This is a genomic window from Blastomonas sp. RAC04 (genome assembly GCF_001713435.1).
GTDB lineage: Bacteria > Pseudomonadota > Alphaproteobacteria > Sphingomonadales > Sphingomonadaceae > Blastomonas > Blastomonas fulva.
On record NZ_CP016460.1, the window covers coordinates 3,145,859 to 3,158,704 of the forward strand.

12 protein-coding genes and 1 tRNA gene are annotated in these 12,846 nt (G+C 65.2%); 6 read left to right on the top strand and 7 right to left on the bottom strand.

What is annotated here, in order from left to right; translation table 11 throughout:
- Positions 1-132 precede the first annotated feature (132 nt).
- The 4 genes from BSY18_RS15585 to galE all read left to right on the top strand — a co-directional run bounded on the left by BSY18_RS15585 (position 133) and on the right by galE (position 5,142).
- On the top strand, positions 133-1,434 hold the full coding sequence (locus BSY18_RS15585; RefSeq protein ID WP_069051117.1) for a UDP-glucose dehydrogenase family protein: 1,302 nt from the start codon (positions 133-135) through the stop codon (positions 1,432-1,434).
- 27 nt (positions 1,435-1,461) lie between these two features.
- The gene (gene wecB, locus BSY18_RS15590; protein WP_069051118.1) at positions 1,462-2,628 is read left to right on the top strand and encodes a non-hydrolyzing UDP-N-acetylglucosamine 2-epimerase; all 1,167 of its coding nucleotides are present in this window, start codon (positions 1,462-1,464) and stop codon (positions 2,626-2,628) included.
- A 94-nt stretch (positions 2,629-2,722) separates the two neighbouring features.
- Positions 2,723-4,108: a phosphoglucomutase/phosphomannomutase PgmG gene (gene pgmG, locus BSY18_RS15595; RefSeq protein WP_069051119.1), complete on the top strand. Its 1,386-nt coding sequence runs from the start codon at positions 2,723-2,725 to the stop codon at positions 4,106-4,108.
- 11 nt (positions 4,109-4,119) lie between these two features.
- Positions 4,120-5,142 carry a UDP-glucose 4-epimerase GalE gene (galE, locus tag BSY18_RS15600; protein WP_069051120.1) on the top strand — a complete coding sequence of 341 codons (1,023 nt, stop codon included), beginning with the start codon at positions 4,120-4,122 and terminating at the stop codon, positions 5,140-5,142.
- A 15-nt stretch (positions 5,143-5,157) separates the two neighbouring features.
- Here galE and BSY18_RS15605 read toward each other — a convergent pair whose 3' ends face one another.
- The 4 genes from BSY18_RS15605 to BSY18_RS15620 are packed head-to-tail and all read right to left on the bottom strand — an operon-like array spanning position 5,158 to position 10,248.
- Positions 5,158-6,576 carry an alpha,alpha-trehalose-phosphate synthase (UDP-forming) gene (locus tag BSY18_RS15605; RefSeq protein ID WP_054135932.1) on the bottom strand — a complete coding sequence of 473 codons (1,419 nt, stop codon included), beginning with the start codon at positions 6,574-6,576 and terminating at the stop codon, positions 5,158-5,160.
- Entirely contained in the window at positions 6,573-8,384 is a 1,812-nt protein-coding gene (locus BSY18_RS15610; RefSeq protein ID WP_069051121.1) for a glycoside hydrolase family 15 protein, read from the bottom strand. The genes BSY18_RS15605 and BSY18_RS15610 overlap by 4 nt, the downstream gene beginning before the upstream one ends.
- The gene (gene otsB / locus BSY18_RS15615; RefSeq protein WP_171900253.1) at positions 8,381-9,136 is read right to left on the bottom strand and encodes a trehalose-phosphatase; all 756 of its coding nucleotides are present in this window, start codon (positions 9,134-9,136) and stop codon (positions 8,381-8,383) included. Before otsB ends, BSY18_RS15610 begins: the two co-directional genes overlap by 4 nt.
- Positions 9,137-9,183: 47 nt before the next feature.
- A complete protein-coding gene (locus BSY18_RS15620; protein ID WP_236823387.1) occupies positions 9,184-10,248 on the bottom strand; it encodes a DNA topoisomerase IB in 1,065 nt (354 codons plus the stop codon).
- Between the two features lie 200 nt (positions 10,249-10,448).
- Between BSY18_RS15620 and BSY18_RS15625 the strand changes: the two genes are divergently transcribed.
- Positions 10,449-10,751: a SemiSWEET family sugar transporter gene (locus tag BSY18_RS15625; RefSeq protein ID WP_069051122.1), complete on the top strand. Its 303-nt coding sequence runs from the start codon at positions 10,449-10,451 to the stop codon at positions 10,749-10,751.
- A 13-nt stretch (positions 10,752-10,764) separates the two neighbouring features.
- Here the strand turns inward: BSY18_RS15625 and BSY18_RS15630 are convergent, their stop codons facing one another.
- The gene (locus BSY18_RS15630) at positions 10,765-11,232 is read right to left on the bottom strand and encodes a Wzt carbohydrate-binding domain-containing protein (RefSeq protein ID WP_150126305.1); all 468 of its coding nucleotides are present in this window, start codon (positions 11,230-11,232) and stop codon (positions 10,765-10,767) included.
- Between the two features lie 133 nt (positions 11,233-11,365).
- Here BSY18_RS15630 and BSY18_RS21060 point away from each other — a divergent pair, with 133 nt between their 5' ends.
- Complete coding sequence (locus tag BSY18_RS21060; RefSeq protein ID WP_150126306.1) at positions 11,366-11,623, top strand: hypothetical protein; 258 nt, start codon at positions 11,366-11,368, stop codon at positions 11,621-11,623.
- A 68-nt stretch (positions 11,624-11,691) separates the two neighbouring features.
- On the opposite strand, the gene BSY18_RS15640 is transcribed toward BSY18_RS21060, so the two are convergent.
- Both BSY18_RS15640 and BSY18_RS15645 read right to left on the bottom strand, forming a co-directional pair.
- Positions 11,692-11,778: transfer RNA gene (locus tag BSY18_RS15640), tRNA-Leu, on the bottom strand.
- 135 nt (positions 11,779-11,913) lie between these two features.
- A complete protein-coding gene (locus BSY18_RS15645; RefSeq protein WP_069051125.1) occupies positions 11,914-12,756 on the bottom strand; it encodes an MJ0042-type zinc finger domain-containing protein in 843 nt (280 codons plus the stop codon).
- Positions 12,757-12,846 lie beyond the last annotated feature (90 nt).

Here is a 12,846-nt window from a genome sequence, read left to right on the forward strand (position 1 = left end):
GCAGCCGCGCCGTTCAGATCATTGCAACATTCTGCCGCTATCAGGCGCGGTCAATCGCCCGCCCGTTGAACATTTGACGCCCTGTGTGACGGCAACTAGACGGGGCAAAGACGCTCTGGAGCTTATCCTGACATGAAGATTGCAATGATTGGTTCGGGCTATGTCGGCCTGGTATCGGGGGCATGCTTTGCCGATTTCGGCCATGACGTGGTCTGTGTCGACAAGGATCCCGCCAAGATCGAGTCGCTGCTCGCCGGAGTCATGCCGATCTACGAGCCGGGGCTGGAAGGGCTGGTCAACAAGAACGTCCGCGCCGGCAACCTGTCGTTCTCGACCGATCTGCCCTCGAGCGTCGCCGATGCCGATGCGGTGTTCATCGCGGTGGGCACGCCCTCGCGCCGCGGCGATGGCTTTGCGGACCTGAGCTATGTCCGCGATGCCGCGCGCGAGATCGCCGAATCGATCCGCAAACGCTGCGTCATCGTCACCAAGTCGACCGTCCCGGTGGGCACCGGCGACGAGGTCGAGAAGATCATCCGCCATACCGCCCCGGACGCCGATTTCGAGGTGGTTTCGAACCCCGAATTCCTGCGCGAGGGCGCCGCGATCGGCGATTTCAAGCGCCCCGACCGCATCGTGGTGGGCACCGAGGTCGAATGGGCCCGCGAATACATGCGCGAGATCTACCAGCCCTTGTTCCTCAACGAATCGCCCTTGCTGTTCGTCTCGCGGCGCACGTCGGAAGTGATCAAATACGCCGCCAACGCGTTTCTCGCGACCAAGATCACCTTCATCAACGAGATGGCCGATCTTTGCGAGAAGGTGGGCGCCAATGTGCAGGACGTCTCGCGCGGGATCGGGCTCGATGGCCGGATCGGGTCGAAGTTCCTGCACGCAGGGCCGGGCTATGGCGGCAGCTGCTTCCCCAAGGATACGCTTGCGCTGATGAAGACCGCGCAGGACCATGAGGCACCGCTGCAGATCGTCGAGGCGGTGGTGCGGGTCAACGACCTGCGCAAGCGCGCGATGGCGCGCAAGGTGATCGCGGCGATGGGCGGCGATGTCGAAGGCAAGCGCATCGCTCTGCTCGGCCTCACCTTCAAGCCCAACACCGACGACATGCGCGACGCTCCCGCGATCGTGATCGCGCAGGGGCTGATCGACGCCGGTGCCGAAGTCATCGCCTATGACCCCGAGGGCATGGAGGCAGCCACCGCGCTGATGCCGGGGGTGACGATGGCGGCGGGCACCTATCAGGCGCTCGACCAGGCCGATTGCGCGGTGATCGTCACCGAATGGGACGTGTTCCGCGCGCTCGATCTGCCGCGCGTGCTCCGCACGATGCGCGGCACCACGCTGGTCGACCTGCGCAACATCTACAAGCCCGAGCAGATGAAGGCGGCGGGCTTCACCTATGTCAGTGTCGGCCGCTGAGCTGCGGGTCAACGGGGGGCAATGCAGATGACAGAAGGCAAGACCGGGTCGCGACGCATCATGGTGATCTTCGGCACCCGTCCCGAAGCGATCAAGCTGTTCCCGGTGATCGCGGCGCTGAACGAGGCTGACGGGCTCGAGCCGGTCGTGCTGGTCACCGGCCAGCACCGCGAGATGCTCGACCAGGTGCTCGAAATCGCCGGGCTTGTGCCCGATCATGACCTGGCCTTGATGCAGCCGGGGCAGAGCCTCGACGAGATCAGCGCGCGGCTGCTCACCGGCATCGGCGCGGTGCTCGACGCGGAAAAGCCCGACATGGTGATCGTCCAGGGCGACACCGCGACCGCGATGTGCGGCGCGCTCGCCGCTTATTACCGCAAGCTCCCCGTCGCGCATGTCGAGGCGGGTCTGCGCTCGGGCAACATCTATCACCCCTGGCCCGAAGAGGTGAACCGCAAGATCATCGGCGGCTTTGCCGATCTGCACTTCGCCCCGACCGAGACCGCCGCCAACGCCCTACGCCGCGAGGCGGTGCCCGACGACAAGATCCTCGTCACCGGCAACACCGTGATCGATGCGCTGCACTGGGTCACCGCGAAGCTGGCCGACGATCCCGCACAGGCATCGGTGATCGCTCCGGTCGAGGCGCGGTTTGCGGGCAAGCGCATCATCGGCGTCACCACCCACCGGCGCGAGAATTTCGGCAGCGGGATGGACGACATCGCGCATGCCATCCGCGATCTGGCCGCGCGCGACGATGTCGCGATCATCTTCCCGGTGCATTTGAACCCGCAGGTGCGCGCGGCGATGCTGCCGATCCTGGGAGGGCTGGACAATGTGGCGCTGCTCGAGCCGCTCGACTATCTCAACTTCACCCGGCTGCTGCAGATCGCCGAGCTGATGCTGACCGACAGCGGCGGGGTGCAGGAAGAGGCGCCCGCTCTGGGCAAGCCGGTGCTGGTGATGCGCGACACCACCGAGCGGCCCGAGGGCGTGGCGGCGGGAACCGCGAAACTGGTCGGCACCGATCGCGCGACCATCGTTGCGCAGGCCACGCAATTGCTCGACGACCCGGCCGCCTATGCCGCCATGGCGCAGGCGCACAATCCGTTTGGCGATGGCCACAGTTCCGCCCGGATCGCCCAGGCCATAAGCCGGTGGTTCGCGGCACCCGGGCGCCACCAAGCCAATTGAGTTCACGTCAATTTGTCAGTAGTGCCGCAGCAACGGTTCGCACCCCAAGACGTCCTATGGCTACACGCCTGACATTTCCGGAAGAGCTTTTCCCATGACCCATCAGTTTGATCCCACCACCTTGCGCGAATACGATATCCGGGGGATCATCGACGAGACTTTGAGCGATGCGGACGCCTATGCCATCGGCCGCGGCTTTGCGACGCTGATCGCGCGCGCGGGCGGCAAGTGCGTCGTCGTCGGCTATGACGGCCGGGTGAGCTCGCCGATGCTCGAAGCCGCGCTGATCCGCGGCCTCAACGACAGCGGCATCGACGCGATCAGTGTAGGCATGGGCCCCACCCCGATGCTGTATTATGCCGAAGCGGTGCTAGAAGAGGCGGATGGCGGCATTCAGATAACCGGCAGCCATAACCCCGCCAATTACAACGGCTTCAAGATGGTCTTTCAGGGCCGTCCGTTCTTCGGCGCGGATATCCGCAAGCTGGGCGAGATGGGGGCATCGGGCGACTGGGACGCGGGCACGGGCACCTCGCGGCAGATCGACATTCTCGACCGCTATGTCGACCGGCTGGTCGAGGATTTTGGCGGCGCTGCGGCGCGGGTTGGCTGGGACTGCGGCAACGGCGCGGCTGGCCCTGCGGTCGAAAGATTGGTCAAGCGGCTTCCGGGCGAACACTTCACGCTGTTTACCGAAGTAGATGGCAATTTTCCCAATCATCATCCTGACCCCACCGAAGAGAAGAATCTCGCTGACCTGAAGGCGCTTGTCGCGGAAAAGAACCTCGATTTCGGAGTGGCTTTCGACGGCGATGGCGACCGGATCGGCGCGATCGACGGCCAGGGCCGCGTGATCTGGGGCGATCAGCTCCTGAGCATCTACGCCGAAGTGGTGCTGAAAGACCTGCCCGGCGCCACGATCATCGCCGATGTGAAGGCCAGCCAGGCGCTGTTCGACCGGGTGAGCGAGCTGGGCGGCGTGCCTTTGATGTGGAAGACGGGGCACAGCCTGATCAAGTCCAAGATGAAGGAAACCGGCTGTCCGCTGGCGGGCGAGATGAGCGGCCATGTGTTCTTCAAGCACCGTTATTATGGCTATGACGACGCGCTCTATGCCGCGGTCCGGCTGATCGAGGCGCAGACCGTACTGGGCAAGTCGGTAACCGAGATGCGGGGTGACATGGCGCCGATGATCAACACGCCTGAAATGCGCTTCCAGGTCGACGAGAGCCGCAAGTTCGCGGTGATCGACGAGGTGCTCGAACGGCTTTCGGCGAGCGGCGCGACGGTCAACGCCACCGATGGTGCCCGCGTCAACACCGTAGACGGCTGGTGGCTGCTGCGCGCATCGAACACGCAGGACGTTCTGGTCGCCCGCGCCGAAGCGCGCGACGAGGCCGGGCTCGAGCGGCTGATGGCGCAGATCGACGAACAGCTTGCCGCCTCCGGCCTGGAGCGGGGCGAGCAGGCCGGGCACTGAGGAGCATGCCGATGAGCGCGATCGACAGCTTCAAGGGCCAGCACACCATCCTCGTCACCGGCGGCGCGGGCTATATAGGCAGCCATGCCGTGCTCGCGCTTCTGGACGCAGGCTGGAAGGTCGCGGTGATCGACAACCTCGTCACGGGCTTCCGCTGGGCGGTCCCCGATGACGTCGCCTTTTACGAGGGCGACATCGCCGATGGCGATCTGCTGGCAAAGATCATCGCCGAGCAGAAGGTGGGCGCGATCCTGCATTTTGCAGGATCGGTAGTGGTCCCCGAATCGGTCAGCGATCCGCTCAAATATTACAGCAACAACACCGTAAAGAGCCGCGCGCTGATCGAATCGGCGATCACCGGCGGGGTACGGCACTTCATCTTCTCGTCCACCGCGGCGACCTATGGCACGCCCGACAGCGACGGCCCGATCGCCGAGACCGATCCGCAAGTGCCGATCAATCCCTATGGCACATCCAAGCTGATGACCGAGTGGATGCTGCGCGATTGCGCGGCGGCGCACGATTTCAACTACTGCGCATTGCGCTATTTCAACGTCGCGGGCGCCGATCCGCAGGCGCGCACCGGCCAGTCGACCGCAGGCGCGACCCACCTGATCAAGGTCGCGGTCGAAGCTGCGCTGGGCAAGCGCGACAATGTCGGCGTGTTCGGCACCGATTTCGATACCCCCGACGGTACCGGGGTGCGCGACTATATTCATGTCAGCGATCTGGCGCATGCACATGTGCTTGCGCTCGAGGCGCTGATCGAGGAACCTGCGCGCTCGCACATGCTCAACTGCGGCTATGGCCATGGCTATTCGGTGCTCGAGGTTCTCGATGCGGTCGACCGGGTGACCAACCGCCAGATCGAGCGCGTGCTGCAGGGCCGCCGCGCGGGCGACCCCGCCTCGCTCACCGCCGACAACCGCGCAATCCGCGCACGCTTCGGCTGGACCCCGCAGCACGATGATCTCGACACCATCGTGTCGCATGCACTCGCCTGGGAACGCCAGCTCAGCGAACGGGTGCGCTGACCCGCTGGTTCTGCATCACGGCTTGCTCGAGGCCAGCGCCAGCTTGGGGCGATCTTCCTGCGGCTCGGGCTCCGCCAGCGCGGCGATGAACTTGGCGCTCCACCAGCGTACGTCCTCCTTCACCACCGATGTGAGCATGGCTGCGTGCCGCTCCTTGCGCTCCTCGAGCGGCATCACGAGCGCGCGCGAAATGGCATCGGCCATGTCCTCGCTGCTGTGCGGGTTGATGATCAGCGCCGCATCGAGCTGCACCGAGGCGCCGGCGAAGCGCGACAGCACGAGCACGCCCGGGTCCTCGGGGTTCTGCGCCGCGACATATTCCTTGGCGACCAGGTTCATCCCGTCGCGCAAGGGGGTGACCAGCCCGACCCGCGAGGCACGGTAGATGCCGAACAGCTCCTCGCGCGCATAGCCCTTGTTGACATAGCGCACCGGCACCCAGTCGATCGAGGCGAACTCGCCGTTGATCCCGCCCGACAGGCTGTTGAGATCGGCGCGGATCTGCTGATAGCTCGCGACGTCGCCCCGCGAGGGCGGCGCGATCTGCAGCATGAACACCTTTTCGCGCAGATCGGGACGGACATTGAGCAATTGCTCATAGGCAAGGAACCGCTCCTGCAGCCCCTTGGAATAATCGAGCCGGTCCACCCCGACGATGACCTGGCGCCCCACCGCGCTGGTGATCAGCCGTTCTTCGGCGCTCAGCGCGGCGGGCGTACCCAGTGCGCTGGTGAATTCGGTGGTGTCCAGACCGATCGGGCACACCAATAACCGCGTTACCCGGCCGTCATAATGCGCGAATTCGCCTTCGATCCGGGCGTCGAGATGGGTGACGATATAGTCGATGAACGAGGCCCGCCACTCGTCGGTGTGAAAGCCGATGACATCGTGGCTGAGCAGGCTGGCGACCAGCTCGCGATGGTTGGGAAGCGACACCATCAGGCTGGCGGGCGGCCAGGGGGTGTGGAGGAAGAAACCGAGCCGGTTCTCGAACCCGCGGTCGCGCAGGCCCTTGCCCAGCGGGATCAGGTGATAATCGTGAACCCAGATCATGTCGTCGGGCTCGATCAGCGGGGCGACGGTATCGGCAAAGCGCGCATTGACCCGGGCATAGCCCCCGGCAAAGTCGCGCGCGATCTCGGTGAGGTCGAGCCGGTAGTGGAACAGCGGCCACAGCGTGCGGTTGGCAAAGCCGTTATAATATTCCTCGATATCCTGCGCTTCCAGATCGATGGTCGCGGTCGCAACGCCATCCTGCCGGCGAAAGCTGATCTGGCCGGAAAACTCGTCGGTCTGCTCGCCCGACCAGCCGAACCAGATGCCGTTGCTCGCCCGCAATGCCGCCGAAAGCGCGACTGCCAGACCACCCCGGTTCGAATTCTCTCCGGCCTGGGCTGCCTGCACCCGGTTGGAAATGGCAATCAGTCGGCTCATCGTGCATCGCTCCAGGGCCGTGAGAGCATGCCTGCGCACTGGATCAGCCCAACCAGCGAATAGGTTTGCGGGTAATTGCCCCACAGGGCGCCGGTGCGCGGGTCGATGTCTTCGGACAACAGCCCTGCAGGCGTGCGGCGGCTGAGCATCTCCTCGAACAGCACGCGCGCATCGGCGTCGCGTCCGGTGGCGTGCAGAGCCTCGATCAGCCAGAAGGTGCACACGTTGAACGCGGTTTCGGGCATGCCGAAATCGTCTTCCTCGGCATAGCGCAGCATATGGCTGCCGCGCCTGAGGCCTGTCTCGATCGCCGCCAGCGTGGTGATGAAGCGCGGGTCGTCGGCCTGAACGAACTTGAGGTCGAGCAACTGCAGCAGGCTGGCGTCAAGCGTGCGTTCGCCGAACACCGCCGAATAATGGTCACCCTCCTCGCTCCAGGCGTGATCGTCGATATGCTGGCGGATATGGTCGGCGCGGTCCTGCCAGAATTTGGATGCCTCGCTGCGGCCGATGGCGTTGGCGGCATTGGCCAGCCGGTCGCACGCCGCCCAGCACATCGCCACCGAATAGGTATGGATGTGGCTGCGGGTGCGCAGCTCCCACAGGCCAGCATCGGGGGTGTCGAACACATCGAAGGCGCGGTGGCCCACCGCCTCGAGCGCCTCAAAATCCTGCACCGTGGCGCGGCGCAGCAGCCGCTGGTCGAAGAACGCCTGCACGCTCGACAGGATGATCTGGCCATAGGCATCGTGCTGGATCTGCTCATAGGCCTGGTTGCCGCTGCGCACCGGCCCCATCCCCTTATAGCCTTTCAGCGCGGGCATGATGTGTTCCTCGATCTGCGCCTCTCCACCGATGCCGTAGAGCGGCTGGATATGCCCGCCGCGCGCCGCATCGACGATGTTGCGCAGATAATGCAGATAGGATTCGAGCACATCTAGCGCGCCCAGCCGGTTCAGGGCTTGGACGGTGAAATACGCATCGCGAATCCAGCAGAAGCGATAATCCCAGTTGCGCCCCGAATCGGCATGCTCGGGAAGCGATGTCGTCAGCGCCGCGACGATCGCGCCGGTCTGTTCGTACTGGCACAATTTGAGCGTGATCGCGGCGCGTATCACGGCATCCTGCCATTCCAGCGGCAGATGCAGCCCGCGCACCCAGTGCTGCCATGTCGACACCGTCTGCTCCAGCATCGCCTCAAGCGTCGCGGGCAGATCGGCATCGAACCCTTCATCAGGGCCGAAATAGAAATACAGGTCGCTTTCCACCCGGAACATCGTCTCGTTCCTGATCCAGCCCAAAGGGGCGTTGCAGGTCAGTCGCTGGGTATGGTCATCGAGGATATAACGTATGTGATTGGACCCCGATGTCTGCGCGGGTGTCTGGGCGCCCCAGCTGTGCGCCGGACGCAGCCGCACCGCGATCCGCGGCGATCCGCTGATCACGCGGATGATCCGCGCGATCGCCACCGGGCGGAACATCCGGCCATGGCGCTGGTAGCGCGGCATGAAATCGACGATCTCGATGACATTGCCGCAATCCGCGCTCATCCGCGTGACCAACACCGGCGTGTTGCGCACATAATGCTGTTCGATCCGGGTGCAGCCTTCGAGCAGCACGTCCCAGAAGCCGTGGTCCTTTTCGGGCTCGAGCAGCGAGCAGAACACCGGATCGCCATCGAAGCGCGGCAGGCACCCCCAGCGGATCGACGCCTTGGAATCGATCAGGGCTGCGACCTCGCAATTGCCAATCGGCCACAGGTTCATGGCGTCGCTCTTGACGTCTGCAGTGTCGGGGGCAGCGCTCATGCCGCCATCTCGCCGATGCGTCGCAGCACCGCGTCAACATCGCCGACCTGCTCGTCGGAATACGCGGCAGTGCGCTCGCCGACGCTGATCGCATGGCCGCCAAGCGCCTGCACCGCCTGGAACGCGGGAATGTCGGTCAGATCATCGCCGATATAGACCGGGCGGCTGCCGCTGAACCGGTCCAGCGCCATGATCGCGCGCACCGCATCGCCCTTGTCGGCGCCGCGCGGTCGCAGCTCGAACACCATGTCGCCCTGCTGGATGAACAGCCCGTGCTCGCGCGCCCGATCCGTGACCCAGGCCTGCGCCGCATCACGCTGCGCCGGGTTCTGGCGGTAATGCACGCCAAGACCGAAGGTCTTTTCCTCGATCACGACCCCGGCGTCCTTTCCGAAATGGCGGCTGGCGGCCTCGGCCATCCGCGCGAACAGATCGGTGTGCACCGGGCCCTGTACTGCGCCTTCGACCTTGAGCTCCTGTCCGTGGCTTCCCGCCATCACAATCTCGGGCATCGCGCCGGGCCAGAGCGCCTCGAGCTGCGCGATCGAGCGGCCGCTGACGATCGCGATCCGCCCGCCGAGCCGCCGCGAGGCCCCGGCGATGGCATCGATCACCGCGCGGCTGACCTCGACCGCATCGGGCGTGCTGCGGATATCGACCAGCGTTCCGTCGAAGTCGACCAGTAGCGCGCTGCGCTGTCCGGCGCGGATTTCAGGATCGATGGTGATGGTCTGCGCAGGGCTGTTGTGCACGCGTCCGGGGCTCCCGATGGCTATGGTCCGCTGATAGGGGGTGTCGCCTAACCACGCTTCGACTGCCGGTTGGTTCCGCGTTTTCCGCGGTTTTCTGCCTCCAGCAGCAGCGCCAGCACCTCGTTTTCGGCATCGTCTGTGGCCATGCCGGCAAAGCGCGCCTGGTCGGTATCGTACGCCTCGAGCACGGCAGGATGGATGTAGGACTTGCGGCAAATGGTGGGCGTGTTCTGCAGCGCCTGTGATGCTGCGAGCACCGCCTGCTTGATCGCGGCGGCGGCCGCAGGCGGCTCCTCCTGCTGGTGGAGTTCGGCGAGCATAGCAGTGGCGGTCACGGTGCCGCACCAGGTGCGGAAATCCTTGGCCGAGAAATCCTCGCCGCCGATCTCGCGCAGATACGCGTTGATATCGTCCGATGTCACCGCGCGGACATCGTCGCCATCGAGATAGCCGAACAGCTGCTGGCCGGGCAGCTCCTGCAACCCGCGCAGCACCCGCGCCACCCGCCGGTCGCGCAGCGAGACATCCCATTTCTTGCCGCCCTTGCCGGCAAACCGGAAGCGGATGGTCGAGGATTCGAGCGTCACATGCCGCTGGCGCAGCGTGGTCAGCCCATAAGAGCGGTTCTGCTGCGCATAGGGTGCATTGCCGATGCGGATCGCGGTGCAATCGAGCAGATGCACGATGGTAGCGATGACACAGCGCCGCGAGGTGCTGCGCGAACGCAGATCGGCGCTGATGCGCTCGCGCATCTCGGGCAGCGCCGCGCCGAACTTGGCAAGGCGCGCGAACTTGGCCTTGTCCTGCGACGCCCGAAACGCGGCATGATAGCGATATTGCTTGCGGCCGCGGTCGTCGCGCCCGGTCGCCTGGATATGGCCGTTGGGCTTCGGGCATATCCACACCTGCTGATAAGCGGGCGGAATCGCCAGCATCCGGATGCGGGTCAGCGTCTTGGCGTCCCGGATCAGGCGGCCGTCCGGCGCGTGATAGCTGAAGCCCCGCCCGCGCCGCACCCGGGTGATCCCCGGCGCGTCGTCCTGGGTATAGATCAGGCCGCCATCCAGCACCGCCGCCGCATCTCCGCGCGCGGCCTTATCCACTCGATCCACTCGTCCACCGCCTTGTTGTCGCTGCTGCCCACCGGCCTGTTGGCCGTCGGAGGAGGACACCCTATGGGCATCATCCAGAGCCGAATACGCGCACCCCCGGGCATGGCTCCCGCGCGCGCGATGCCACGCGCGCAATCCGACAATCCTTGGTCCGGCAGGAATTTGCGAAACCCGAACGCGCCGGGCGCGTAGGGGCGGGTATGACACTCGACTGGATCACCGTTGCAGGCACCATCGGAGCGGTGGCTTCGGTCGCAAGCTTCACCCCTCAGGCGTGGAAAATCATCCGCAGCCGCTCGACCGAGGGGCTGTCGCTCGGCATGTTCGCGCTCACGTGCCTGGCCTTTGCCGCGTGGACCAGCTTCGGCCTGCTCAAGGGCGAATGGGCGCTGATCATTCCCAACGCGATCTGCCTGTGCTTTGCGCTGTTCATCCTCGCGATGATCGCGCTGCCCGAGCGCAAGACCAAGGAGGTCGCCGAGACGCTCGATCCTGTAGCTTGAGCGAGCGCAAGGCTCAGCTCCGCCGATAGACCGCCCTGGTATCGACGATCCCGGTGGCGTTGCTGCTGTTGGTCACCACCAGGTGGCTCACGCCCCTGCGCCATTCGAGCACGTCCAGACTTTCGCCTGCGGCCTCGGCCAGCCCGAAATCGATGAAATAGTCGCCGCGCGTCAGCGGCAGATCGAAGGTGAACCCGACGGTCAGCTCCTCGCCCGCCCGCAGGGGGACATCGGGCTCTCCCAGCATGGTGTTGGACACCGCAGCGACGATCGCGTCTTCTTGGGCTGTGATCATCAATCCGAAATGCGGCTTTTGGACATCGCACAGCGCCCGGATCTGCGCAGTCAGCGTCAGTCGGCTGCCGACTGCCACTGTGGGCCCGCAAATCGAGCCTTCGGCATCGATCAGTACGAGGTCGTTGATGTGGCCGATCATCCTGCGCAGCACCGGCTCTTTGCGGTTAAAGTGGGCGCGTGCCACGCAGCGTCCTTGGGCGACCAGCGATCAGTTGCTCGCCCAGCCCCCCGCAACCGCCCCCACGTTGATCTGCGAGATCCACAGCGCCTATGTCGTTCGGTCGCAGGGTTTGAGGGACACGCCGCTGTGCCGCCTGATGATCGACCAAGGCTATGACGTGTTCGCGCTTCGCGATATCTGGAGGTGCGAGCCGTTCGACAGCGACCATGTCGAGCTCGTCGATCTCGATTCCACCTATCTCGAAGCCCGCTGCTTTATCAACGTGCTCGCGGTCAAGACCCGCGACAGGCTGTGCGCGGATACTTTCCGTCTGGTCCATGGGGTCGCCCCCAAGCTGCTCAAGCACCGCGACCCCAGGTTGCACTGGCCATTGAACACGGGCGATCCGCTCTAGCGGCGGCCTGCGGCAGCGAGGATCAGCAGGTGTCGGGATTGCAGGCCGGCATCCGGCTGCAGCGGGACTGGTGCGGTCAAGAAGACTCGAACTTCCACGGGCTTTCGCCCACAACGACCTCAACGTTGCGCGTCTACCAATTCCGCCATGACCGCACAGTCCAGCAATTTCGCGGGTTTTGAGGGTGGTTGAGACCCGCCTGCCCGCGTGGCAGGCCGCGCCATTAGCAAAGCGCTTGGCGCATAGCAACACGGATTATCCGGTGGACGTGCCCCGTCCGAGGGCAGCGGTCAGCGGCGCTTGGCCCAGGCGATCTCGGCCGAGCTGGCAGAACGCGGCACATCGACCATCGCCTGGCGGAAATCCGCCGATTGACCCGGTTGCAGCGTCTCCACCGGCGGGTTGATGATCCAGTTGAACACCACCCGGTCCTGCGCATCGCGCAGCACCACCAGCATCGGCGGAACATCCTGAGCGGTCTTGCTCAGATTGCGGATGGTGCCCGATGCGGAAAAGAACTCGGTGCCGTTGGGCAACGTGCGCCGTTCCTGCTTGGCGGGCGGGAAATCGATCTGCAGATCGGGCTCCACCTCGGCAAAGGGCAGGCTGTAGCTGGTGAGCGCGCTCGGCAGGCCGAAGACCGAGATCGCCACCGCGGTCGCCGAGGCGATCAGCGCAAAGGCGATCGCGCCCAGCATCCACAGCTTCGCCGGGTTGCGACGCGGGCGGAAGGGCGGCTCATGATTGAAGCTGCTCGGGCGATCGGCCAGCGAATCATCGGCATAGCTGGCAACGATAGGACGGCTGATCGGCGGAACGGGGTGCGGCAACGGCGGAAGGTCGGGCTCGGGATCGCTCGGTGCGGCAGGGCCGGGCGCTGGCGCTGCTTCGGGGGCAGCCTGAGGCGCAGGCGCAGGAGTTGCTGCTGGGGCTGGTGTCGGTGTCGGAGCAGGGGTTGCAGTAGGCGCTGGCGCTGCGACGGGCGCCGCTGCTTCGGGTGGGCGGGCGACGTCCGGGCCATGCTGGAACCAGCTGTGCCCGCATTTGGCGCATCGCACCGATCGGCCATCAATACCGATGGCAGTGTCCGGAACCGCATAACGGGTGTTGCACGCGGGGCACGCAATAATCATGGCGTTTCTAACCACGCCGGGCGAATCGCCGCAAGGGGCTTGCACTGGCTGCCAAGCCCTGTCGGCCCTTTTTCCACCGGAGTTTGCGCT

Bases quoted from the DNA above. Each gene is read 5' to 3' on its own strand.
- BSY18_RS15585 (WP_069051117.1), top strand. From the start codon at position 133: ATGAAGATTGCAATGATTGGTTCGGGCTATGTCGGCCTGGTATCGGGG.
- wecB (WP_069051118.1), top strand. From the start codon at position 1,462: ATGACAGAAGGCAAGACCGGGTCGCGACGCATCATGGTGATCTTCGGC.
- pgmG (WP_069051119.1), top strand. From the start codon at position 2,723: ATGACCCATCAGTTTGATCCCACCACCTTGCGCGAATACGATATCCGG.
- galE (WP_069051120.1), top strand. From the start codon at position 4,120: ATGAGCGCGATCGACAGCTTCAAGGGCCAGCACACCATCCTCGTCACC.
- BSY18_RS15605 (WP_054135932.1), bottom strand. From the start codon at position 6,576: ATGAGCCGACTGATTGCCATTTCCAACCGGGTGCAGGCAGCCCAGGCC.
- BSY18_RS15610 (WP_069051121.1), bottom strand. From the start codon at position 8,384: ATGAGCGCTGCCCCCGACACTGCAGACGTCAAGAGCGACGCCATGAAC.
- BSY18_RS15625 (WP_069051122.1), top strand. From the start codon at position 10,449: ATGACACTCGACTGGATCACCGTTGCAGGCACCATCGGAGCGGTGGCT.
- BSY18_RS21060 (WP_150126306.1), top strand. From the start codon at position 11,366: ATGATCGACCAAGGCTATGACGTGTTCGCGCTTCGCGATATCTGGAGG.
- BSY18_RS15645 (WP_069051125.1), bottom strand. From the start codon at position 12,756: ATGATTATTGCGTGCCCCGCGTGCAACACCCGTTATGCGGTTCCGGAC.